Here is a 22,299-nt window from a genome sequence, read left to right on the forward strand (position 1 = left end):
CGCCCGGGCGGGCCAGCAGCCCCGCCTAGGATGGGGGAGTGAGCTCCCTCAGTTCCCTCGACGCCGCCCGTGAGGCAGTCTCCGGACTCCTCGCGGGCGGCGTCCGTTTCGTCGCCGTCAGCCCCGGTTCGCGCAGCGCCCCGCTCGCGTACGCGCTCGCCGAGGCGGAGGGCCGGGGCCTCCTCGAACTCGCGGTCCGCATCGACGAGCGGGACGGCGCCTACACGGCCCTCGGCGCGGCCCTGTCCTCGGGACGCCCGACGGCGGTGCTCACCACGAGCGGCACAGCCACGGGCAACCTCCTTCCCGCCGTCATGGAGGCCAACCACGCCGAGGTCCCCCTCGTCGTCCTCACGGCCGACCGTCCCGAGGAGCTCCACGGGACGGGTGCCAACCAGACCACCGAGCAGCTCGACCTCTTCGGTGACCACGTGCGCTTCGCCGCCTCTGTCGCGGCAGGCGACTCCCCGGCGTCGGCAGTCAGCACCGCCCTCAATGCCGCCTCTGGCTTCCTCGACGGCGTGCCCGCCGGGCCCGTGCAGCTCAACCTGTGCTTCCGCGACCCGCTCGTGCCTGAGCCCGGCTGGGAGCCGCCCACGGGCGCGGCGCCCGCGCGCGAGACGCGACCGTGGTCCGACCGCCCCGTGGTCGCGGCCCTCGGGGGACTGCCGCCGCGGCGCACGGTGGTCCTGGCCGGTCACGGCGCGGGGCCGCTCGCGGAGGCCTTCGCGGCCGCCCACGGACTCCCGCTGCTGGCCGAGCCGTCGTCCAACGCCCGCTACGGCTCGCACGCGGTGGGGCCCTACCGGCTCCTGCTGGACGGCCACCCCGGAGACCGGATCGAGCGCGTGGTGCTCTTCGGCCGGCCCACGCTCTCCCGGCCTGTGACCGCGCTCCTCGCGCGCGAAGGCGTCCAGACAGCGCTCTACCACCCGCGACCCGCCGCGTGGTTCACCGAGGGCAAGCGGCGCGAGCGCCTCGTGGCGGACCTGGACGGGCTCTCGGACTTCGCCGGGCGCGGGGCCGAGGGCTGGCTCGATGCGTGGCTCCTCGCAGGCGCCGCCGCGCAGGAGGCCGTGGACCGGGCCCTCACCGCCCCCGGCGCCCCGCTCTCCGGGCCGCGCCTCGCGCAGCTCGTGTGGGCGCACACGCGCGGGCAGCTCGTGCTCGGTTCCTCCAACGGCATCCGGGACGTGGACCTCGCTGCAGCCCCGCACCCCGGGCCCGGCGCCCGCGTCTTCGCGAACCGCGGCCTCTCCGGGATCGACGGGACGGTGGCCACCGCGACCGGCGTGTGGCTCGGCCACCGCGTCCAGACCACGCTCTTCCTCGGCGACCTCACGCTCCTGCACGATGCAGGCGGCCTGCTCCTCGGGTTCGGCGAGGCGGAGCCACGGCTGCGGATCGTGGTGCTCAACGACTCCGGGGGGGCCATCTTCGGGCTCCTCGAGCACGGTGAGGTCGGGGGAGACCCCGCCGCCCGCCCGGGCGCGGCCTCCGCCGTCGAGCGCCTCTTCGGCACGCCGCACCGCGCCGACCTCCGCGCGCTCGCCGCCGCCTACGGCGTGCGGCACCGCGTGGTGCGCACGCCGGCCGAAGCCGCCGAGTCGCTCGCGGCGCCGCAGCCGGAGGGCCGAGAGCTCATCGAGGCGCGGATCGACCGCTCCGGCCTGCGGGCCCTGCATGCTCGCGTGCGCGAGGCGGTCGCCGCCGCAGTGCGCCACTCCGGACACTGACGTTGCGGGGTCCCGTCCCGTCCGCTGTGGGGTCCTGTCCCGTCCGCTGTGGGGTCCTGTCCCGTCCGTTGTGGGGTCCCGCCCGCTACCGTGGGACGTCGGACCGCGCGCTCCGGCGCCGGACGTCGCGCTGTGTCCGCGATTCCGGACGTCCCATGGCGGGGTGGACTTGATCTGCGGCCGCCCATGTTGTCCAATGGTGAAACATAAGTTGCATGTGATGCACATCTCACCAGCCCGGGGAGCAGGGTAGGATGGACCGTCGCATTAGCACCTTCGACATATACAGCCAAGTAAAGGTAGAGATATGACTTTCTCCGCGAAGCTCGCCGCCAAGAGCGCAGCCGTCCTCGCGATCGGCGCACTCGCGCTCACGGCCTGCACCAACGCCTCCGAGACGGGCGGGGCGGGCCAGCCCGGCGGGACCGAGTCCGCAGCTGCGTTCGACCCGAGCGCCGTGAAGAAGGACGACACGCTCGCGGCCGCGGTCCCGGACTCGATCAAGTCCAAGGGCAAGATCCTCGTCGGCTCGGACACCTCCTACGCCCCGGCCGAGTTCCTCGGCGGGTCGGACGGCCAGACACCGATGGGCTACGACGTCGACATCGCCAAGGCCATCGGCGCGAAGCTCGGCCTCGAGGCCGAGGTGCAGACCGCAGAGTTCACGGGCATCCTCCCCGCGCTCGGCCCGAAGTACGACCTGGGCATCTCCTCCTTCACGATCAACCCCGAGCGCCTCAAGGCCGTGAACTTCGTGAGCTACTTCGAGGCCGGCACCTCGTGGGCCGTCCAGAAGGGCAACCCGAAGGGCTTCTCGCTGGACGACGTGTGCGGCAAGAAGGTCGGCGTCCAGACCGGCACGGTCCAGGAGGAGGAAGACCTCACCGCGCGCAACAAGGAGTGCAAGGACGCCGGCAAGCCGGCCATCGAGGTCGTGAGCCTCAAGACCCAGACGGACATCAACACCCGCCTCGTCAACGGCTCGGTGGACGCGATGCTCGCCGACTCTCCGATCATCGGCTACGCGATCACCCAGACCAACGGCGCCGTCGAGAAGATCGGCGAGCCGTACGACTCGGCCGTCCAGGGCATCGCCGTGGCGAAGAAGGACACCGAGTTCGCCGAGCTCATCCAGAAGACGCTCACGAGCCTCATGGAGGACGGCACCTACGAGCAGATCCTCAAGGCCTGGGGCAACGAGGACGGCGCGATCTCCAAGGCTGAGCTGAACCCGGCAGTCTGATGACCATGACTGCACACAAGGCCGAGACGGCCACCCAGGGCGGTGCACCGGAACTGATCAAGGCGGTTCCGGTGCGCCACCCCGGCCGGTGGGCCGCTGCGGCCGTCATCCTCCTCCTCGCGGCTCTGGGCATCCAGAGCCTCGCCACCAACCCCCAGTTCCACTGGGACACCGTGGCGCTCTACATCCTGGACGTCAACGTGGTCCGCGGCGTCGGCTGGACGCTGCTCCTGACCGCACTGTCCATGATCCTGGCGATCGTCCTCGCCGTCCTCCTCGCCGTCATGCGGCAGTCGGACAACCCCGTGCTGCGGTGGTCGAGCTGGACCTGGGTCTGGTTCTTCCGCGGCACCCCCGTCTACACCCAGCTCCTGTTCTGGGGCCTCGTGACGGTGCTGTACCCGACCATGTCCCTCGGGATCCCGTTCGGGCCGGCACTCGTGACCTGGGTCCTCGAGGACCCGACGCGCGGCTTCATCCCCGCCGTGCTCGGCCTCGGCCTCAACGAGTCCGCGTACCTCGCGGAGATCTTCCGGGCCGGCCTCAAGTCCGTGGACAAGGGCCAGGCCGAGGCAGCCGAGGCCCTCGGCATGGGCAAGGGCAAGATCATGTGGCGGATCGTGCTGCCGCAGGCCATGCGCGTCATCGTCCCGCCGACCGGCAACGAGACGATCGGCATGCTCAAGACCACCTCGCTGGTGCTGGCCGTGCCGTTCACGCTGGACCTCACGTTCGTCACGAACTCGCTCGCCAACCGCACGTACCTGCCCATCCCGCTGCTCATCGTCGCTGCCACGTGGTACCTCGTCATCACGAGCATCCTCATGGTGGGCCAGCACTTCATCGAGAAGCACTACGGCAGGGGAATCGACAGCGCGGCTCCCGTGGCCGTCAACCCCGCCGCAGCGAAGGCCGCGGCCGCGGGCCTCGGAACCGGAGGGGACAGCATCCCCGGCGGACCCACCGTGGCCGGCAAGGACATCGAGGAGAGCGGACGATGAGCACTCAGCCGCAGACGGACACCGCGACGGTGCAGGGACACGCGAAGGAGCTCGTCCGCATCGAGGGCGTCCACAAGTTCTACGGGTCGCACCACGTGCTGCGCGGGATCGACATGACGGTCCGGCAGGGCGAGGTCGCCGTCCTCATCGGGCCCTCCGGGTCCGGCAAGTCCACGCTCCTGCGCTGCGTGAACCACCTCGAGTCGATCAGCGCCGGCCGCATCTTCGTCGATGACCACCTCATCGGCTACAGGGAGCGCGGCGGGAAGCTCCACGAGCTCCCCGCCAAGGAGATTGCCCTCCAGCGCCGCAACATCGGCATGGTGTTCCAGCGGTTCAACCTCTTCGGCCACAAGACGGCCCTGGAGAACGTGATGGAGGCGCCTGTCCAGGTCAAGGGCCAGGGTAAGGCGGCGGCGAAGCGCCGTGCACTCGAGCTGCTCGAGCGCGTGGGCCTCTCGGACCGGGCCAACCACTACCCGGCCCAGCTCTCCGGCGGACAGCAGCAGCGCGTGGCGATTGCCCGGGCGCTCGCAATGGACCCCGAGCTCATGCTCTTCGACGAGCCGACCTCGGCTCTCGACCCGGAGCTCGTCGGGGATGTCCTCCAGGTCATGAAGGACCTTGCAGCGTCCGGCATGACGATGGTCGTGGTGACGCATGAGATCGGGTTCGCCCGCGAGGTCGGGGAGACGCTGACCTTCATGGACGGCGGCGTGGTGGTCGAGTCGGGCAATCCCCGCGAGATCATCGCCAACCCGCAGCACGAGCGCACCCAGGCCTTCCTCAGCAAGGTCCTCTGAGGCGGCCACGCATTAGGCAAGACGTGGCCACGCGTCACGCGGGACATGGCCACGCGAGCGATGGGAGGCGGCCACTCGACCCCAGCGGTTGAGTGGCCGCCTCCCGCGCGCTGTGGGGTCCCGTCCCGCGCGTTGTGGGGTCCTGTCCCGCCCGTTGTTGAGTCCCGTGAGGGCGTCAGCGCTCGAGGCCCAGCGCCTCGAGCATCGGGCGGAACTTGGCCCAGGTCTCGGCGAGCTCGGCGGTCGGCTGCGAGGCCTCCACGATCCCGCAGCCGGCGTAGAGCCGGATCGCCGTCTCCGACTCGATCACGCCGCCGCGCAGCGCAATGCCCCATTCGCCGTTGCCCGCGGCGTCGAGCCAGCCGACCGGCCCCGCGTAGGGCCCCCGGTCCAGCTCCTCGAGCTCCCGGATGAGCGCCCCCGCCACGGTGGTAGGCGTCCCGCACACGGCAGCGGTCGGGTGCAGGGCGTTGACGAGCGCGAGCGAGGTGGGCACATGCCCCTCGATCTCGGCGAGCTCCGCCTTGACGTCAGAGGCCAGGTGGAACACGTTGGGCAGCTCGAGGATGAACGGCTCCTCGTGCGCGCTCATCGCCTCGGAGAACGGCGCGAGCGCCACCGTGAGCGACTGGATGGCTATCTCGTGCTCGTGCCGCTGCTTCGCGGACCCCGCGAGCACCCGCTCCGGGTAGTCGAGCCCTTGCCCCACGGCGTCCCTCCGGTCCAGCGTCCCGGCGAGCACGCGCGCCTGCGCCGTGCGCCCCTCGACCTGGATGAGCATCTCCGGCGTGGCGCCCACGAGCCCGTCCACCCCGTACACCCACGTGTCCCGGTACGCGTCCGCGAGCCGGCGCAGCACTGCGTCCCGCGCGATCCCGCCGGGCCGCTCCACGAGGACGTCCCGCGCGAGCACGAGCTTCTCGAGCTCCCCGGCGGCGATCCGCGAGACCCCCGCCGCCACGGCGTCCATCCACCGCTGCTCGCCGAGCGAACCCGGGCCGAGCCGCACCTGCCCGTCCGCCACGGCACCTGTCGGGGATCCCGCCGTCGTGCGCACCGCCCCGCCGCCGGGCTGGCGGGGGGCGGGGGAGGAGAGGACGCGCACGACGGCGTCCCGCACCGCGCGCTCGGAGGGCCGGGTGCCGTCGGCGTTGAGGAGGGTGGCCCAGGCCCGCCCGTCGCGGATGCCGAGGACGAGCTCGGGCACCACGAGCCGGGAGAGATGGTGCGACGTCTTCGAGAAGGCGAACGAGCCGAATGCGAGCGGCCCGGTGCCCGGGTGCCGGAGGGGGTCCTCCACCTCGGCCTCGAGCACAAGGTGCTTCCACCACGCCTCGGCCTCGATGAAGCGTTCCGGGCCCGTGACGGTGAAGCGCGCCGCCTCGCCGAACCCGATGTGCCCCTCGCCGCGGCGGATCCAGCACTGGGCGCGCGGATCGGTGAGGCAGGAGGCGAGGTCGTCAGTGGGGAGGAAGTGGCCCTCGCCGGGGCCTGCGGTGCCCAGATCGACGGTGAGGGCGCGCAACGGGGTGGTCATGATGGATCAAGAGTACTTGTTTGGCACAATGGACCGGGTGAGCAGCGCAGGCAGCAGGGCATCCCTCGAGAAGCGTCCCGACGAGGTCCAGACGATGTTCGACGAGGTCGCCCCTCGGTACGACGTGGTCAACGACCTCCTGTCCCTCGGCCAGGCCCGCCGGTGGCGCAAGGTGGTGGTGGACGCGGTCGGCGCGACCCCCGGCCAGCGCGTCCTGGACCTCGCCGCGGGGACCGGCACCTCCGCCGAGCCGTACGCGGACGCGGGGATCGACGTCGTCGCCTGCGACTTCTCCCTCGGCATGCTCAAGGTGGGCAAGCGCCGCCGCCCGGACATCGACTTCATCGCCGGGGACGCGACCAACCTGCCCTTCACGGACCACGCCTTCGACGCCGTGACCATCAGTTTCGGCCTGCGCAACGTCAACGACCCCCAGCAGGCCCTGCGCGAGATGTACCGCGTGACCAAGCCCGGCGGCCGTCTGGTCATCGCCGAGTTCTCCTCGCCCGTGAACCACCTCTGGCGCACCATGTACCTCGAGTACCTCATGCGCGCGCTCCCGGAGATCGCCCGCCGCGCGTCCTCGAACCCGGACGCGTACGTGTACCTCGCCGAGTCCATCCGCGCCTGGCCGGACCAGGACCACCTCGCGGCCTGGCTCGCGGAGGCAGGCTGGGCCCAGGTCGCCTACCGCAACCTCGCCGGCGGGATCGTGGCCGTGCACCGCGCGTTCAAGCCTGAGGCGGAGCCCGCCCCGGCGGCCGGCCCCCTCGCGAAGGTCCGCCGCGCGCGCGGCCGCAGCCGCTAGGCCCGGGTGTCCGTGGAAGTCCTCGTGATCGGGGCCGGCCCCGCCGGCTCGACCGCTGCCCACTATCTCGCCCGCTCCGGCGTGCCCGTCACGGTGCTCGAGAAGACGCGCTTCCCCCGCGAGAAGGTCTGCGGCGACGGCCTGACCCCGCGCGCTGTCCGCGAGATCCAGCTCCTCGGGCTCCCGCACGCCGAGGCGGACGGCTGGCGGCGCAACCGCGGCCTGCGGCTCATCGCCGGCGGCCGCACGCTCGAGCTGCCGTGGCCCGCGCTCGAGGGCTTCCCGGACTACGGCCTCATCCGCACGCGCCTCGGCTTCGACGCCGAGCTCGCCGAGCATGCCCGGTCCGCGGGTGCGCGCATCCTCGAGGGGCACGCGGTCAGCGAGGTCGTCACGGACGACGCCGGCCGGGTCGTGGGCGCGCGGGCGCACCTCATGGACGGCGAGGGGAAGAAGACGGGGGAGACCCGCGAGTTCCGGGCCGACCTCGTGCTCGCCGCCGACGGCAACTCGACCCGTGCCGCGGTGTCCCGGGGCCTGGCCAAGCGGGACGACCGCCCGCTCGGCGTCGCCTACCGCACGTACTTCACGAGCCCCCGCCACGAGGACGACTGGATGGAGGGCTGGCTCGAGCTGCCCGGCCGGGATGGGAAGCCGCTCCCGGGCTACGGCTGGGTGTTCGGCGTGGGCGACGGCACGTCCAACGTGGGCCTGGGCATCCTCAACTCCTCCAAGGAGTTCGGGAAGCTGGACTACCGGCAGGTGCTGCGGGACTGGACCGCGGGCATGCCCGGCGAGTGGGGCTTCACCGAGGAGAACCAGGTGGGGCCCGTGCGCGGCGCGGCGCTGCCGATGGGCTTCAACCGGACCCCGCACGTGGTCCCCGGCATGGCGCTGCTCGGCGACGCCGGCGGCATGGTGAGCCCGTTCAACGGCGAGGGCATCTCGTACGCGATGGAATCCGGGCGCTACGCGGCGCAGTACGTCGTGGACGCTGCAGCAGCCCAGCGCGCGGCGGGCCGTGCGCGGCCGGCGGAGGACGACGTCGACCGTCGCCTTGCCGCCTATGCGGACCACGTGCGCCGCGAGTGGGGGAGCCACTTCACCCTCGGGCGCATGTTCGCCGCGCTCATCGGGCACCCCGCCGTCATGCGCGCCGCGCTCGCGACAGGGATGCCCGTGCCGCCGCTCATGCGCCTCGTGGTGCGGCTCCTCGCGAACCTCACCGACCGGCCCGGCACGAGCGTGCCGGATGCGGCCATCCGGATCCTCGAGGCGCTCGTGCCCGCGACGTCGAACACCGCCCCACCCCGTGCCGCGGCGCCCGCACGGCACCCGAAAGCTAGGCTTGACCCGTGACGACTTCTCCAGACCACAGCTGGACGCAGGCCGGGCATGGCAGCCCAGTCTCCGAGCCGGCCCCCACCACGACCTCGATCGCCGCCGGCCTGAGCCTGCCGGCCGGGTTCGCGGCCATCGCCGGGGACGCCGTGCTGGGGCCCGCCATCACCACGAGCATGGCGCGGGTGGAGAAGCGGCTGCGCGAGGCCATCGCGAACTCGGATCCGCTCGCGGACGCGACGAGCCGGCACCTCGTGGAGGCCGGCGGCAAGCGGATCCGCCCGCTCCTCACCCTCCTCTGCGCGCACCTGGGCGATGCCCAGCGGCCTGAGGTCCTGCAGGCGGCCGCCGTCGTGGAGCTCACGCACCTCGCGACGCTCTACCACGACGACGTCATGGACTCCGCCCCGTACCGCCGCGGCGCCCCCACGGCGCACGAGGTGTGGGGCAACACGGTCGCCATCCTCACGGGCGACCTCATCTTCGCCCGCGCCTCGATCCTCGTCTCCGAGCTCGGCGGACGGGCGCTGGCCATCCAGGCGCGCACGTTCGAGCGGCTGTGCCTCGGCCAGTTGCACGAGACCGTCGGCCCGCGCGAGGGCGAGGACCCCGTGGAGCACTACCTGTCCGTGCTCGCCGACAAGACCGGCTCGCTCATCGCGGCCTCGGGCCAGCTCGGGGCGATCTTCTCGGGAGCCCCGGCCGAGTACGAGGACCTGCTCGTCGAGTATGGCGAGAAGGTGGGCGTGGCCTTCCAGCTCGCCGACGACGTCATCGACGTCACCGGCGGCAAGGCCTCCTCGGGCAAGTCGGCGGGCACCGACCTCCGCGAGGGCGTGCCGACGCTCCCCGTGCTCCTCGCGCGCAAGGCCGCGGCCGACGGCGATGCCTCCGCCGCGGGCGTCATCGCCCTCGTGGACGGTGACCTGACGGACGACGCCGCCCTCGCCCGCGCGGTCGAGGCGCTTGCCGCGCACCCGGCGACCCAGGAGGCCTGGGCCGAGGCTCGCGCATGGGCCGATGCGGCGAAGGCCGCGCTCGCGCCGCTGCCCGAGGGCGTTGTGAAGGCCTCCCTCGCGGCGTTCGCCGACGCGGTGGTGGACCGCACGGTCTAGACCGCGGGATCCGTGTCCCGCGGCTTCAGCCAGCGGGATCCAGGTCCTTCCGGAACACCCAGAGGTTCTTCTCGCCTGTGCCCTCGAAGCTCCAGTCCCGGTCCGGGAGCCGGCGGAAGCCGAGCGATCCGTAGAGCCGGTGGGCGGAGGCCATGTGCGAGGCGCTGGTGAGGACCACGGCCTCGATGCCCGGGCGGGAGCGGGCGTCCTCGAGGATGCGGTGCACCATGGCCCGCCCCACCCCGGCCCCTTGGGCTGCTGGGTCGACGGCAAGCATCCGGAACTCGATCTCTCCCTCCCGGGCCACTTCGCTGTAGGGCTGGCCGGATTCGGCGAGCGTGACCGCGGCGACGGGCCGGCCCGCCGACTCCCCGAGCCAGACGATGGCGTGCTCCGCCCGGTGGGCGACGTCGCCGAGCACCCTGAGGTAGGGGTGGCCCTCCGGGAAGTGGCCCGCCGCCATGTAGGCCGCCTGCGTGATGCGGGCGACGTGGGCGTAGTCCCGGGGCTCGGCCGCCCGGACGCGGAGTCCGCTCACGACCCGAAGTCCGCTCACGACCCGCCGTCCGCGCTCGCGTCGCGGGAGCCGATGACTGCGGACCGGGGCTCGAGGTAGTGCTCGAGCGGGGAGAGCTTCGGCTGGGATGAAGGGTCGCCGACCGCGTGGGCGCCGACGGCGTTGGCGGCAGCGAGAGCCTCCTCATGGGCCAGCCCCGCGCGCAGGGCCAGCACCAGGGCGGCGCAGAAGGCGTCGCCCGCGCCGATCGTGTTCACCACACGGGCCGACTGGGCGGCGGCCCGGGCGGCCAGCCTCCCGTCCTCGTACAGGGCGGAGCCCTGCTCGCCGTAGGTGACGGCCACGAGGCGTGCCTCGGAGAGCTCCGGGAGCAGGGCGTACTCGGTCTCGTTGACGATCACGAGATCGCAGCGGCGCACGAGCTCGGCGGGGAGCCTCTCCGCCGGGGCCGCGTTGAGGGCGAAGTAGCCCGGGTGGCGCCGCGCCGCCTCGAGGACTGCCTCGACGCCGATCTCGAGCTGGCAGAGAAGCGCCTCGTCCTCGCCAAGGCTGACCCCGTCCATGGTGACGCCCGCGTTGGCGCCGGGGCACACCACGATCTGGTTCTCCCCGCGGCGGTCGACGGCGATCAGGGCGGTCCCCGTCGGCTCCTCCCGCACCGCCACGCCGGCCACGTCCACCCCGGCCTCGGCGAGGGCGGCGATCAGCTGCCTCCCGGCGTCGTCGTCTCCGACCGCGCCGACCATCCGGACGCTTCCCCCGAGCCGTGCGGCGGCGACCGCCTGGTTCGCACCCTTGCCGCCGGGCTGCCGGCTGAGCACGCCCCCGCCGACGGTCTCCCCTGCGGCGGGAAGGCGATCCGCGGTGGCGATGAGGTCCATATTGATGCTGCCGAGCACCGTGAGGGCGCGGCGGGATGACTCGTTCATGGGAATCCTTGCTCCGGCGGCCTCGGTGCCGCCGATCGTCGGGGTTGCGCGGGCAGTCAGGACTGCCGCAGGGAGAGATGGCCGGCGCGGGCCGCCACGAGGCACTTGGCCAGGTAGAGCGGGCGGCCCTGGCGGCGGACATGCTGGGTGAGCACCAACACCGGGTCTGAGGCGCGGAGGTCCAGCAGCTTGGCGCGGCTGGGCCCGACCGTGCTCAGGCTGATCTCGCACGTGCCGGGGCCGAGCGCGCCCCCCGGCACGCCGGCGAGGGCGGCCAGCATCGTGCTGGCCGGCCCCGCTGCGTCGAGGGCCGCGAGGACGTCCGGGTGCCCGCCGGGGCTCCCGGGCTCGGCTCCCACGTGCTCCTGCAGGTGCGCGATCGCCTCGCCGTCCCGGGAGACCACCGTCTCCCACAGCAGGCACTCGGCGTCCGGCGCAATGCCCACTCCCGGGGCGACGAACTCCGAAGCCGGCTGCAGGACGGTCTGGACCCGCTCGAGGGCCAGCTGGGCCCCCGGGGCCGCGAAGACCTCCTCGAACGGCTGGATGCGCTCGATGCCGAGCCGCGGCAGGGACTCCGCGACAAAGCGCCCCACGCCCCGGCGAGTGCGCACGAGACCGTCCTCCTCCAGCAGCATGAGCGCTTCGCGGATCACCGTCCTGCTGACCTTCAGCAGCGTCCCGAGCTCGGTCTCGGTCGGGAGGAGGGACCCGCCGGGGAGGGCGCCTCGGCGGATCGCCTCTGCGATCCGCGAGTAGGCGGCCACCCGGAGGGGCAGGCCCGGCTGCGGGGTGATGGGTCCGGTCCAGTCCCGGGCGGTGTCGTCATTCATGAAGGCCTCAGTTCGCGTCGGTACCGCCAGTGTAGACGGACCGGGCAGGAAGGTTGTACTTGTTTGTCATACATGCTTGTATAACATCTCGTCATCCAGCCGGGCCCGAGCGGGCTCCGAACGAACAAGGGAGTTTCTGCTGTGATTACACCTGCCCCCCCGACAACCGGGCACACCCAGTCGGACCAGCCGCCAGCCGCCGGCCTCAGCGGCCGCCCGGCCGGAATCCTCATCACATCGCTTCTGCTGGGCGTGCTGTCCTTCCAGCTCAACGCGAGCATGGTCACCCCGGCACTGCCGCGCATCGGCGAGCACTTCGGCGCAGTCCCCGCCGACGTCGCCCACGTGCAGTCCATGTTCTTCCTGGCCGGCGCCATTGCCGGGCCTGTGGTCGGACGCTGGAGCGACTTCATCGGCCGCCGGACCGCCCTGCTGCTCGTGCTCGCCGTCATGGCAGCCGGGACCCTCCTGTGCCTCGCCGCCCCGACGCTGCCGGTGCTGGTCGCCGGGCGATTCCTCCAGGGCGCCTCGAGCGCGGTGTTCGCCCTGTCCTACATGGTGCTGAAGGAGAACCTCCATCCGCGCTCCTTCGGGACCTCCGTCGGCGTCGTCGCCGCCGTGAACGGCGGGGTTGCCGGCCTGGACGGCTATGCCGGGGGGCTCATGACCGAGACGCTCGGATTCCGGTCGATCTTCGTCGTCGTCCTCCTCCTCGCGGCCGTGGCGGTGCTCTGCATCCTCAAGACGGTCCCGGCAGGCAGGCCCACAGGGGCGGGGGAGCGCATGGACTGGTGGGGCGCCGCGGCCCTCTCGGTGTTCTTCGTCTGCCTCAGCAGCTTCGTCTCCGCCGGGTCCGCCTCGGGCTGGGGATCGCCCGGCTCCCTTGCGCTGCTCGGGGCGACCGCCGCCTCCTTCGCCGCGTTCTGGGCGCTCGAGAAGCGGCGCAGCTCCCCGCTCATCGCCGTGCACCAGCTGCGCTCGCGGCAGGTCTGGCCCGTCATCGCCACCACCGTGCTCGCGCTCGCGGGCCTGTTCGCGATCATGAACTTCACGGTGGTGCTGCTGAGCCAGGACTCCGCCACCGGGTTCGGGCTCAGCGCGTCCCTCTCGGCCCTGCTGTTCCTCACCCCTGCGGCCCTGATCGGCGTCTTCGCCGCGCCGCTGGCCGGCTGGCTGGCCGGGCGCCGGGGCTGGGTCATGGCGCTGCGCCTCGGAACGGGCCTCAGCCTCGCATGCGCCGCCGGAGCGGCTCTCTTCGCCCAGCACCAGTGGGCGGTCCTCGTGTGCGTCGCCGCCCTCGGGGTCTTCTACAACGGCTTCTTCCTGACCGCGATCAACGGACTCTCGGTCCTGCTCTCACCGCGGGAGGCGCCCGGGGCGCTGCCCGGCATCAACGGGGCCTCGTTCGGCATCGGGGCCAGCCTCGGCGTCGTCCTCGTCGCCCCCTTCGCGGGGCAGGGGACCGAGGCCGGCTACTCCACGGCACTCTGGATCTCCGTGGCCATCACGGCCGCGGCATTCCTCGTCAGCCTGCTGGTCCCCGCGCCGCAGCAGGACGACCGCTGACCGCGTCCCGGCTGTCCGCGCCCCGACGAACTCCCGCATCCCGACGAACTCCCGCACCCCGACGAAAGCGACACGCCCCATGAATGACCGCATCCCCCTCTACCTCGACTGCGACACCGGGATCGACGACGCCCTCGCCCTCGCGTACCTGCTGGCCTCGCCCTCCGCCGAGCTGCTGGGCATCGGCACCGTCAGCGGGAACGTCGGCGCCGCCGTCGGGGCGCGCAACACCCTGGACCTGCTCGAGATGGCCGGACGCGCGGACGTCCCCGTGGCCGTCGGCTCCCACCACCCGCTCGCCGGGGCATTCCATGGGGGCGCTCCCCACGTCCACGGCGAGAACGGCGTGGGCGGCGTCAGCCTGCCGCCGGCCCGGGCTTCGGCCGTCGAGGGAAGCGCGGCCGAGCTGCTCGTCCGCCTCGCCCACGCCCATGCCGGCTCCCTCAGGGTGCTCGCCATCGGGCCCCTCACCAACCTCGCCGAGGCACTGCGGCTCGAGCCGCGCCTGCCGGACCTCGTCGCGGAGGTCACGGTCATGGGCGGTGCGGCACTCGTCCCGGGGAATATCAGCCCGGTGGCCGAGGCGAACATCGGCAATGACCCGGAGGCGGCCCGGGCGGTGTTCGCGGCGCCCTGGCGGATCACGCTCGTGCCCCTGGACGTGACCATGGAGAACGTCCTCGAGGAGAGGCACCGGCAGGAGCTCCTGGCCGCCCCCGCCCCGCTGCCGCGGGCCCTCGGAGAGATGCTGGGCCACTACTTCGGCTTCTACGAGGGGCAGTACGGGCGTCCGTGCTCGGCCATGCATGATCCGCTGGCGGCCGCGGTGGCGCTCGGCGCCATCGATCTCGCCTGCGCCCCGGTCGTGGCGGTCGAGGTGGATGCCGGTGACGGCCCCGGCCGTGGCCAGACGCTCTGCGACCTCCGCGGCCGCTACCTCGGCTACCCGGAACAGCCGGGCGCCCACTGCCGTGTGGTCCTCGGCCTCTCCCAGGACTTCGCGCCGCACCTGATGCAGGTGCTGCTCGGGGCCCGTCAACTGGTCGCTTAAACGGATGACCCCGGGGAGCGGTTGTGCCGCTTCCCGGGGTCGTTTTCCGTTCGCACCCGGGTCCACTGGAGGCTAGGAAGTGAACCCGGGATAAGTCTATGACGAATCTGTAAAAAGTCCAGTGACAGACGTAAATGATGTTCCTAAGAGCTGAATCTCAGTCCTCGTCCTCCGTGAACACCCAGTCGAACATGTCGAACACGAACTCAGAGAAGGTCCCGTCCTCGGACACCCACTCGCCGCGGGCGTTGTTCTTCCGGTACACGATCGGGTCCGGGACGCGGAGGTCCCCGGCGCGGAAGCCCCACGTGAACTGCTCATCCTCGTCCTCGAGGAACATGAGGAAGCCCTCGTCGTCCACCTCGAGTTCCTCGGGGTCCCAGAAGAAGTGATACGCCTCCATGAGCTCGGACCCGCCCACGGCCAGATAGAACTCGCGCAGCACGAGCGGGATGGTGAAGGCGTGCTCCTCGAGGGCGTCGTCCAGCTCCTCTGCGGAGATGCCGTCGCCCGGCTGCCACGGATCCTCGAGGTACTGGGGGACAAGCGCGCGGAACTTCTCCAGGAACATTTCGCTCATGCCCTTCATCCTAGTCGCGCCGCGTCCAGCGCCGGGGCCACGGTCCGCGCGGGAGAGGGGACGCATTTCGGGCGCGTGAACGGCCCGGGAGTACGCTCGCACCATGACCGAAGACATCCTCGTCGCGTGCGCCCACGGCACCCGCAGCCCCGAGGGCCGCGCCGCCATCCTCCAGGTCGTCGAGGAGATCCGCGCGGCCCGGCCCGGCCTCACGGTGGTGGACGCGTACGTGGACGTCCACGGCCCCGAGCTGCCGGAGGTCGTGGCAGGGCTTCCAGCGGGGGCGCGGGCCGTCGTCGTGCCCCTCCTGCTGAGCGTGGGCTACCACGTGCGCGTGGACATCGCGAAGGCCGCGAAGTCCCGGCCCGGGACTCTCACCGCCCGCCCCCTGGGCCCGGATGAGAGGCTCGCGCGCGTGCTCGCCGCACGCCTCGGCGAGGCGGGGCTGGGAGCGGACGACGCCGTCGTGCTCGCCGCCGCCGGCTCCTCCAACCCCGAGGCGGCCGCGGACGTCGAGCGGCTCGCGGACATGCTCCGCCACCTCATCCCGAACCGCATCCTCCCCGGGTACGGCGCGAGCGCGCGCCCGTCCGTGCCGGAGGCGGTCGCCGAGCTGCGCGCGGAGGAGGCCGACGACGACGGCCGGGACGCGCGCGTGGTCGTCGCCTCGTACCTGCTCGCACCCGGGTACTTCCACGACCAGCTCGCCACGGCGGGGGCCGACGCCGTCGCCGCCCCGATCCTCCCGGCGCCCGAGATCGCGGAGATCGCCCTGGCCCGCTACGACGAGGCCCTCGCCAGCGCCTCATGAGCTCCCGGCCCGCCGCCCCGTCGTCATCCCCGGTTCCGCGGACGGCGCTCCTCGTCGTCCTCGTCGCCGCGATGGGCGTGGGGCCCATCCTCAACTACGGCCTGAGCGCGGTGAGCCCGCTCATCATCGAGGGCCTGGGCATCTCGCAGTCGCAGTTCGGCCTGCTCGCGGGCGCAGTGTTCGCCTCGGCCGCGGTGAGCAGCCTCTCGCTCGGCCGTCTCAGCGACCGGGCCACGACCCGCCAGCAGCTCCTCATCATCTTCGGCGGCACGGTGGTGGCCCTGCTCGTGGCGGCGGTGGCGGGCAGCTTCTGGGTGCTGCTCGCGGCGGCGCTGCTCGCGGGCCCCGCGCAGTCCATCTCCAACCCGACCACCAACCGCGTGATCGTGACGTCGGTCCCGCAGCGCCGGCGGGGAGGCTGGATCGGGATCAAGCAGTCGGGCGTGCAGGCGAGCCAGCTGTTCTCCGGCCTGTTCTTCCCCGCTGTGGCGCTGTGGCTGGGGTGGCAGGGAGCGTTCGGGCTCGCGGCCGTGGTCGCGGCGGGCCTTCTCGTGTTCGCCCTCGCGCAGGTCCCGGCTGAGGCGCCTCGCCCGCGCACGACGGCGTCCCGCTCCTCCCGCGGCCGCCTCCCCTTCCCGGTGTGGCTCTTCGCCGGCTTCGCCTTCTTCTCGGGGCTCGGCATGCAGGCCACGAACGTGTACCTGCCGCTGTTCGCCGTGCGGGAACTGGACTTCCCGCTGGTGCTCGCCGGCGCGGCCGCGGGCGTCTCGGGCGTGGTGGGCGTGTCCTCGAGGATTGTGTGGGGCCGGCGGATGGCCCGCGGTGCACGGCCCTCGGGGCTCCTGCTCGTGCTCGCGCTCGGCGCCGTGGCCGGGGTCGCGTGCCTGCTCGCGGCGGGCGCGTGGAGGACGCCCGCCCTGGTGTGGGCCGGCGTCGCGCTCCACGGGGCGACCGTGCTGGGGGCGAACGTCATCACGAACGCGGCCGTGCTCGTTGTGGTGCCCTCGGAGCGGATCGGCGCCGCGTCCGGGGTGCTCGCCATGGGGATGTACGCGGGCTTCGCGCTTGGGCCGATGCTCATGGGCGTGCTCGCGGACGCGACCGGGGCGTTCGACGCCGGGTGGCTGGCCGTGGGGGCCGGGTACCTCGTGTGTGCCGCGCTCGCGCTGTGGCTGCGGCGCTACGGTGCGACGCACCCGTGGAGTGCATTCCAGCGCTAGGAGCCCGCTGGGGGCGCCCGCCGGACTGCCGCTGTGCGACGAAATGTTTCCTCGCGTGACCGCGCGTTGCACCACCCTAGGGACACGCCGAGCGGGCTCCGTACCCTCGAAGGCATGACTGAGACCGCCGCACCCGCGACCGCCGCACGGCCTGAGACTCCACGGCCCGCGCGACCCCGTGCCTCCAAGCCCAATGGGCAGTGGAAGGTGGACGGCACTGCTCCGCTCAACGCCAACGAGCAGTGGAAGCAGGAGGACGGCGGCCTCAGCGTCCGCGAGCGGATCGAGACCATCTACGCCCAGGGCGGCTTCGACTCGATCGACCCCACTGACCTCCACGGCCGCTTCCGCTGGTGGGGCCTCTACACCCAGCGCAAGCCCGGGATCGACGGCGGCAAGACCGCCACGCTCGAGCCGCACGAGCTCGAGGACCGCTACTTCATGATGCGCGTGCGGATCGACGGCGGCGCGCTCACCACCGAGCAGCTGCGCGTCATCGGCCAGATCTCGGTCGACTTCGCGCGCGGCACCGCGGACATCACGGACCGCCAGAACATCCAGCTGCACTGGGTCGAGGTCGAGGACGTGCCGGAGATCTGGCGCCGTCTCGAGGCCGTGGGCCTGCACACGACCGAGGCCTGCGGCGACGTCCCGCGCGTCATCCTCGGCTCTCCTGTGGCCGGGATCGCCGCGGACGAGATCCTCGACCCGACGCCGCAGATCCGCGAGATCGCCGAGCGGTACATCGGCGACGAGTCGTTCGCGAACCTGCCCCGCAAGTTCAAGTCCGCCATCACGGGCCACCCGTCCCAGGACGTGGTCCATGAGATCAACGACATCGCGCTTGTCGGCGTCGTGCACCCCGAGCTGGGCCCGGGCTACGACCTGTGGGTCGGCGGCGGGCTCTCGACGGCGGCGCACCTCGCCGTGCGCCTCGGCACCTTCGTCGAGCCCTCCCGCGCGGCCGAGGTGTGGGCCGGCGTGACGGGCATCTTCCGCGACTACGGCTACCGCCGCCTGCGCAACCGAGCCCGCCTCAAGTACCTCGTGCAGGACTGGGGCGCCGAGAAGTTCCGCCAGGTCCTCGAGACCGAGTACCTCTCCGCGCCGCTCCCGGACGGCCCGGCCGCGGTCAAGCCGCCGACGCCGGGAGACCACGTGGGCGTGCACGCGCAGAAGGACGGGAAGTTCTACGTCGGCGCGACCCCGACCGTGGGCCGCGTCTCGGGCGAGGTGCTCCTGGAGCTCGCGGACCTCATCGAGGCCCACGGCTCCCAGCGGCTGCGCACCACGCCGCACCAGAAGCTCGTGGTCCTCGACATCGAGGAGGACCGCGTCGACTCGCTCGTCGCCGGGCTCGAGGAGATCGGGCTCTACGCCAACCCGAGCCCCTGGCGCCGCTCCACCATCGCCTGCACGGGCATCGAGTACTGCAAGCTCGCGATCGTGGACACCAAGGACACGGCGACCGCTGCGGTGGCCGAGCTCGAGAAGCGCTTCGAGGCAGACCCCGCCAAGGACGGCAACGGCGCCAACGCGCTGCTCAAGCCCCTGACCCTGCACGTCAACGGCTGCCCCAACTCGTGCGCCCGAATCCAGACGGCGGACATCGGCCTCAAGGGCCAGCTCCTGCCGGACGGCAACGGCGGCCAGACCCCGGGCTTCCAGGTGCACCTCGGCGGCGGCCTCGCCTCCGACACCCGCGAGGAGGCCGGCACCGGCCGCACCGTGCGCGGCCTCAAGGTCACCGCGGAGGATCTGCCCGACTATGTCGAGCGGGTCACCCGGCGGTACCTCGCCGACCGCACCGGCGAGGCCCAGACCTTCGCCGAGTGGGCCCTGGCCGCGGACGAGGAGGCCCTCCAGTGACCGGACTGTCGAAGACCAGGCCAGGCGAGGCGGGCGGCGTCCCGCCCGAGGGTGCCCGCCGAACCCCGGACGCCGCTGGCCCCGCCGCCTCGAAGCGGTCGGAGGCTGAGCTCAAGGCCCTCGCCGAGGCCGGCGCCGCCGAGCTCGGCTGGGACGCGCCCGCGCACGAGGTGATCGCCTGGGTGGCGAGGAACTTCGCCACGGAGGCCACCGCCGTCGCCTGCTCCATGGCCGACGCCGTCCTGCCGGCCCTCGTCGCAGACCAGCTGCCCGGCGTCGACGTCCTCTTCCTCGACACCGGCTACCACTTCCCCGAGACGTACGAGACGCGGGACGCCGTGGCCGAGAACCTCCGCGTGACGATCGTCGACGTGACGCCGAAGCAGACCGTCGCCGAGCAGGACGCCGCCGAGGGCAAGGACCTCTTCGCCCGGGACCCGGGCCGGTGCTGCGCGCTGCGCAAGGTCGAGCCGCTGCACCGCTCGCTCGCCGGATACGAGCTGTGGTTCACGGGCGTGCGCCGCGACGAGTCCCCGACCCGCACGAACACGCCGCTCGTGACGTGGGACGAGAAGAACGGCCTCGTCAAGGTCAACCCCATGGCGGGGTGGACGTTCGACGAGCTCGTGCAGTACTCCGAGGACAACCTCCTGCCCGTCAACCCGCTCCTTGCCCAGGGCTACCCCTCGATCGGCTGCGCGCCCTGCACGCGGCCCGTCGCCCCAGGAGAAGACCCCCGCGCCGGCCGCTGGTCCGGCACCGACAAGACAGAATGCGGACTCCACGTATGAGCACATCTGCTGGTTTCGACACAGTCGCAGTCGCCTCCGCCTCCGCAGGCGATGCCGCCCCCGCCCCTGCGCGGGACGGCATTGCCGCGAGCGGCAATGCGTCCCGCTCCGACAGGCCCGATGCCACTCCCGGGGCGGCATCGCCTGCTCCGGCTCACGCTGTCGACTCGCCGGGCAGCCTCGCGCTGCTCGACGCGCTCGAGGCCGAGTCGATCCACATCATCCGCGAGGTCGTCTCCGAGTTCGAGCGCCCCGCCATGCTGTTCTCGGGCGGCAAGGACTCGGTGGTGATGCTGCACCTCGCCGCGAAGGCGTTCTGGCCGGGGAAGGTGCCCTTCCCCGTCCTGCACGTGGACACCGGCCACAACTTCCCCGAGGTCCTGGAGTTCCGTGACCGGACCGTGGAACGGCTCGGGCTCAAGCTCGTCGTCGGGTCGGTGCAGGAGTTCATCGACCGCGGCGAGCTCGCCGAGCGCGCCGACGGCACCCGGAACCCGCTCCAGACCGTGCCCCTGCTGGACGCCATCGAGCGCAACAGGTTCGACGCCGTGTTCGGCGGCGGCCGCCGCGACGAGGACAAGGCCCGCGCCAAGGAGCGCATCCTGTCCCTGCGCGACGAGTTCGGCCAGTGGGACCCGCGCAACCAGCGACCGGAGCTGTGGAACCTGTACAACGGCCGCCACACGGTCGGCCAGCACGTGCGCGCGTTCCCCATCTCGAACTGGACCGAGCTGGACATCTGGCGGTACATCGCGCGCGAGGGTATCGAGCTGCCGAGCATCTACTACGCCCACGAGCGCGACGTGTTCGAGCGCGACGGCATGTGGCGAGCCGTGGGGGAGGTGAGCCTCCCGCGCGAGGGGGAGGACGTCGTCGTGCGCACCGTCCGCTACCGAACGGTGGGCGACATGTCCTGCACGGGCGCGGTGCTCTCCGACGCGTACACCGTGGACGACGTCGTGCGCGAGGTCGCCGCCTCGACCCTCACCGAGCGCGGGGCCACCCGCGCCGACGACCGCATCTCCGAAGCGGCGATGGAAGACCGCAAGAAGGATGGGTACTTCTGATGAGCACGTCCACACCCCTTGATGTGATCGAGTCCGCCGAGGCCGTCCTCGGCACCGGCTCGCTGTTCCGCTTCGCCACCGCAGGCTCGGTCGACGACGGCAAGTCCACCCTCGTGGGCCGCCTCCTGCATGACTCGAAGGCGATCCTCGCCGACCAGCTCGACGCCGTCGCCCGCACCTCCGCCGACCGCGGCTTCGGCGGCGAGAAGGGCGGCCTCGACCTGGCGCTCCTGACCGACGGGCTCCGCGCCGAGCGCGAGCAGGGCATCACGATCGACGTCGCGTACCGCTACTTCGCGACCGACCGCCGCACCTTCATCCTCGCGGACTGCCCCGGCCACGTGCAGTACACGAAGAACACGGTGACGGGCGCGTCCACCGCGGACGCCGTCGTCGTGCTCATCGACGCGCGCAAGGGCGTGCTCGAGCAGACCCGCCGGCACCTCTCCGTCGTTGCGCTCCTGCGGGTGCCGCACGTCGTGGTGGCCGTGAACAAGATCGACCTCGTGGACTTCTCCGAGTCGGTGTTCGTCCAGATCGCCGACGACGTCGCGCAGGTCGCGCGGGAGCTGGGGCTGCGCGAGGCCGTCGCCGTGCCTGTGTCCGCGCTCGACGGCGACAACGTCGTGGACCGCTCGGACCGCACCCCCTGGTACACAGGGCCGACTCTGCTCGAGCTGCTCGAGACCCTGCCCGGGACGGACGAGCTGGACGACGCGCACGAGCCCTTCCGCTTCCCCGTCCAGACCGTGATCCGGCCGCAGGGGGCGCTCGCGCCGGGGCTGTCCGAGGACGAGTTCCGCGACTACCGCGCGTACGCGGGCCAGGTGACCGAGGGCGTCGTGCGCGTGGGCGACCGCGTCGCCGTCGTGACCCCCGGCCAGGCGCCGCGCGAGACGACCGTGGTGGGGATCGACGTCGCCGGCCGCACGCTCGCCGAGGCCGCCGCGCCGCAGTCCGTGGCGCTGCGCCTCGCGGACGAGTTCGACGTCTCCCGCGGCGACACCATCGCCGCCGCCGGGACGCTGCCGGAGAGCAGCGCGGACCTGTACGCGTCTCTCGCATGGCTCTCGCCCAAGCCCCTGCGCGAGGGCGCGAAGGTGCTCGTCAAGCACGGCACCTCGACCGTGCGCGGGCTCGTGCGGGCCGTGACCGGCAGGCTCGACCTCGACACGCTCGCCGTCTCCGAAGCGTCCGGTCTGGAGCTCAACGACATCGGCGAAGTCCAGATCCGCCTCGCCGCCGCCCTCCCGCTCGAGCCGTACGCGACGCACCGCCGCACGGGCGCGTTCCTCGTGATCGACCCGCAGGACGGCAACACCCTCGCGGCCGGCATGGTGCGGCAGCACCCGGGCGATTCCGAGGACGAGCGGTACTGGATCTAGCCCTCGCCTCCGGCTGCCGGCAGAGCACGCACGACGGCGCCCCGCCCCTAGCGGGGGGACCGGCGGCCCCCCGCCCGACCCGCGCGGAGCCACGGC

Annotated in this window: 20 protein-coding genes; 15 read left to right on the plus strand and 5 right to left on the minus strand. The window is 72.5% G+C overall.

Annotation, left to right across the window (positions count from 1 at the left end; translation table 11 throughout):
* Positions 1–38 precede the first annotated feature (38 nt).
* The 4 genes from menD (at position 39) to ABCQ75_RS05880 (ending at position 4,783) form a co-directional block, all read left to right on the plus strand.
* Positions 39–1,736, plus strand: a complete 1,698-nt coding sequence (menD, locus tag ABCQ75_RS05865) for a 2-succinyl-5-enolpyruvyl-6-hydroxy-3-cyclohexene-1-carboxylic-acid synthase (RefSeq protein WP_345883842.1) — start codon at positions 39–41, stop codon at positions 1,734–1,736.
* Between the two features lie 307 nt (positions 1,737–2,043).
* Positions 2,044–2,979 (plus strand): ABC transporter substrate-binding protein, encoded by a 936-nt coding sequence (locus ABCQ75_RS05870; protein WP_345883844.1) that lies wholly within the window; start codon positions 2,044–2,046, stop codon positions 2,977–2,979.
* The gene (locus ABCQ75_RS05875; protein ID WP_345883846.1) at positions 2,979–3,980 is read left to right on the plus strand and encodes an amino acid ABC transporter permease; all 1,002 of its coding nucleotides are present in this window, start codon (positions 2,979–2,981) and stop codon (positions 3,978–3,980) included. Before ABCQ75_RS05870 ends, ABCQ75_RS05875 begins: the two co-directional genes overlap by 1 nt.
* The gene (locus ABCQ75_RS05880) at positions 3,977–4,783 is read left to right on the plus strand and encodes an amino acid ABC transporter ATP-binding protein (RefSeq protein ID WP_345883848.1); all 807 of its coding nucleotides are present in this window, start codon (positions 3,977–3,979) and stop codon (positions 4,781–4,783) included. The genes ABCQ75_RS05875 and ABCQ75_RS05880 overlap by 4 nt, the downstream gene beginning before the upstream one ends.
* 175 nt (positions 4,784–4,958) lie before the next feature.
* On the opposite strand, the gene ABCQ75_RS05885 is transcribed toward ABCQ75_RS05880, so the two are convergent.
* Positions 4,959–6,320, minus strand: a complete 1,362-nt coding sequence (locus tag ABCQ75_RS05885; protein ID WP_345883851.1) for an isochorismate synthase — start codon at positions 6,318–6,320, stop codon at positions 4,959–4,961.
* A gap of 37 nt (positions 6,321–6,357) precedes the next feature.
* Between ABCQ75_RS05885 and ABCQ75_RS05890 the strand changes: the two genes are divergently transcribed.
* The 3 genes from ABCQ75_RS05890 to ABCQ75_RS05900 are packed head-to-tail and all read left to right on the plus strand — an operon-like array spanning position 6,358 to position 9,584.
* Entirely contained in the window at positions 6,358–7,128 is a 771-nt protein-coding gene (locus ABCQ75_RS05890; RefSeq protein ID WP_345883853.1) for a demethylmenaquinone methyltransferase, read from the plus strand.
* 12 nt (positions 7,129–7,140) lie between these two features.
* On the plus strand, positions 7,141–8,487 hold the full coding sequence (locus ABCQ75_RS05895; protein ID WP_345884234.1) for a geranylgeranyl reductase family protein: 1,347 nt from the start codon (positions 7,141–7,143) through the stop codon (positions 8,485–8,487).
* Complete coding sequence (locus ABCQ75_RS05900) at positions 8,484–9,584, plus strand: polyprenyl synthetase family protein (RefSeq protein WP_345883854.1); 1,101 nt, start codon at positions 8,484–8,486, stop codon at positions 9,582–9,584. The genes ABCQ75_RS05895 and ABCQ75_RS05900 overlap by 4 nt, the downstream gene beginning before the upstream one ends.
* A 25-nt stretch (positions 9,585–9,609) precedes the next feature.
* Here the strand turns inward: ABCQ75_RS05900 and ABCQ75_RS05905 are convergent, their stop codons facing one another.
* The 3 genes from ABCQ75_RS05905 to ABCQ75_RS05915 are packed head-to-tail and all read right to left on the minus strand — an operon-like array spanning position 9,610 to position 11,863.
* Positions 9,610–10,122, minus strand: a complete 513-nt coding sequence (locus tag ABCQ75_RS05905) for a GNAT family N-acetyltransferase (protein ID WP_345883855.1) — start codon at positions 10,120–10,122, stop codon at positions 9,610–9,612.
* Positions 10,123–10,136: 14 nt separating this feature from the next.
* Positions 10,137–11,030 carry a ribokinase gene (locus ABCQ75_RS05910; RefSeq protein WP_345883857.1) on the minus strand — a complete coding sequence of 298 codons (894 nt, stop codon included), beginning with the start codon at positions 11,028–11,030 and terminating at the stop codon, positions 10,137–10,139.
* 56 nt (positions 11,031–11,086) lie between these two features.
* Complete coding sequence (locus ABCQ75_RS05915; RefSeq protein ID WP_345883858.1) at positions 11,087–11,863, minus strand: GntR family transcriptional regulator; 777 nt, start codon at positions 11,861–11,863, stop codon at positions 11,087–11,089.
* A 141-nt stretch (positions 11,864–12,004) separates the two neighbouring features.
* On the opposite strand from ABCQ75_RS05915, the gene ABCQ75_RS05920 reads away from it, so the two are divergent.
* The gene (locus ABCQ75_RS05920) at positions 12,005–13,429 is read left to right on the plus strand and encodes an MFS transporter (protein WP_427916053.1); all 1,425 of its coding nucleotides are present in this window, start codon (positions 12,005–12,007) and stop codon (positions 13,427–13,429) included.
* Positions 13,430–13,508: 79 nt separating this feature from the next.
* The gene (locus ABCQ75_RS05925) at positions 13,509–14,480 is read left to right on the plus strand and encodes a nucleoside hydrolase (protein WP_345883860.1); all 972 of its coding nucleotides are present in this window, start codon (positions 13,509–13,511) and stop codon (positions 14,478–14,480) included.
* A 157-nt stretch (positions 14,481–14,637) separates the two neighbouring features.
* Here the strand turns inward: ABCQ75_RS05925 and ABCQ75_RS05930 are convergent, their stop codons facing one another.
* Positions 14,638–15,060 carry a hypothetical protein gene (locus tag ABCQ75_RS05930; protein WP_345883862.1) on the minus strand — a complete coding sequence of 141 codons (423 nt, stop codon included), beginning with the start codon at positions 15,058–15,060 and terminating at the stop codon, positions 14,638–14,640.
* Between the two features lie 103 nt (positions 15,061–15,163).
* On the opposite strand from ABCQ75_RS05930, the gene ABCQ75_RS05935 reads away from it, so the two are divergent.
* The 6 genes from ABCQ75_RS05935 to ABCQ75_RS05960 all read left to right on the plus strand — a co-directional run bounded on the left by ABCQ75_RS05935 (position 15,164) and on the right by ABCQ75_RS05960 (position 22,203).
* On the plus strand, positions 15,164–15,871 hold the full coding sequence (locus tag ABCQ75_RS05935) for a sirohydrochlorin chelatase (protein ID WP_345883864.1): 708 nt from the start codon (positions 15,164–15,166) through the stop codon (positions 15,869–15,871).
* On the plus strand, positions 15,868–17,091 hold the full coding sequence (locus ABCQ75_RS05940) for an MFS transporter (protein ID WP_345883866.1): 1,224 nt from the start codon (positions 15,868–15,870) through the stop codon (positions 17,089–17,091). Before ABCQ75_RS05935 ends, ABCQ75_RS05940 begins: the two co-directional genes overlap by 4 nt.
* 114 nt (positions 17,092–17,205) lie before the next feature.
* A complete protein-coding gene (locus ABCQ75_RS05945; protein ID WP_345883867.1) occupies positions 17,206–18,960 on the plus strand; it encodes a nitrite/sulfite reductase in 1,755 nt (584 codons plus the stop codon).
* 5 nt (positions 18,961–18,965) lie between these two features.
* Positions 18,966–19,751 carry a phosphoadenylyl-sulfate reductase gene (locus ABCQ75_RS05950; RefSeq protein WP_427916060.1) on the plus strand — a complete coding sequence of 262 codons (786 nt, stop codon included), beginning with the start codon at positions 18,966–18,968 and terminating at the stop codon, positions 19,749–19,751.
* Complete coding sequence (gene cysD / locus ABCQ75_RS05955) at positions 19,748–20,818, plus strand: sulfate adenylyltransferase subunit CysD (RefSeq protein ID WP_345883871.1); 1,071 nt, start codon at positions 19,748–19,750, stop codon at positions 20,816–20,818. The genes ABCQ75_RS05950 and cysD overlap by 4 nt, the downstream gene beginning before the upstream one ends.
* Positions 20,818–22,203: a sulfate adenylyltransferase subunit 1 gene (locus ABCQ75_RS05960; RefSeq protein ID WP_345883873.1), complete on the plus strand. Its 1,386-nt coding sequence runs from the start codon at positions 20,818–20,820 to the stop codon at positions 22,201–22,203. Before cysD ends, ABCQ75_RS05960 begins: the two co-directional genes overlap by 1 nt.
* Positions 22,204–22,299 lie beyond the last annotated feature (96 nt).

This window comes from Sinomonas halotolerans, assembly GCF_039615075.1.
GTDB classification, from domain to species: Bacteria; Actinomycetota; Actinomycetes; order Actinomycetales; family Micrococcaceae; genus Sinomonas; species Sinomonas halotolerans.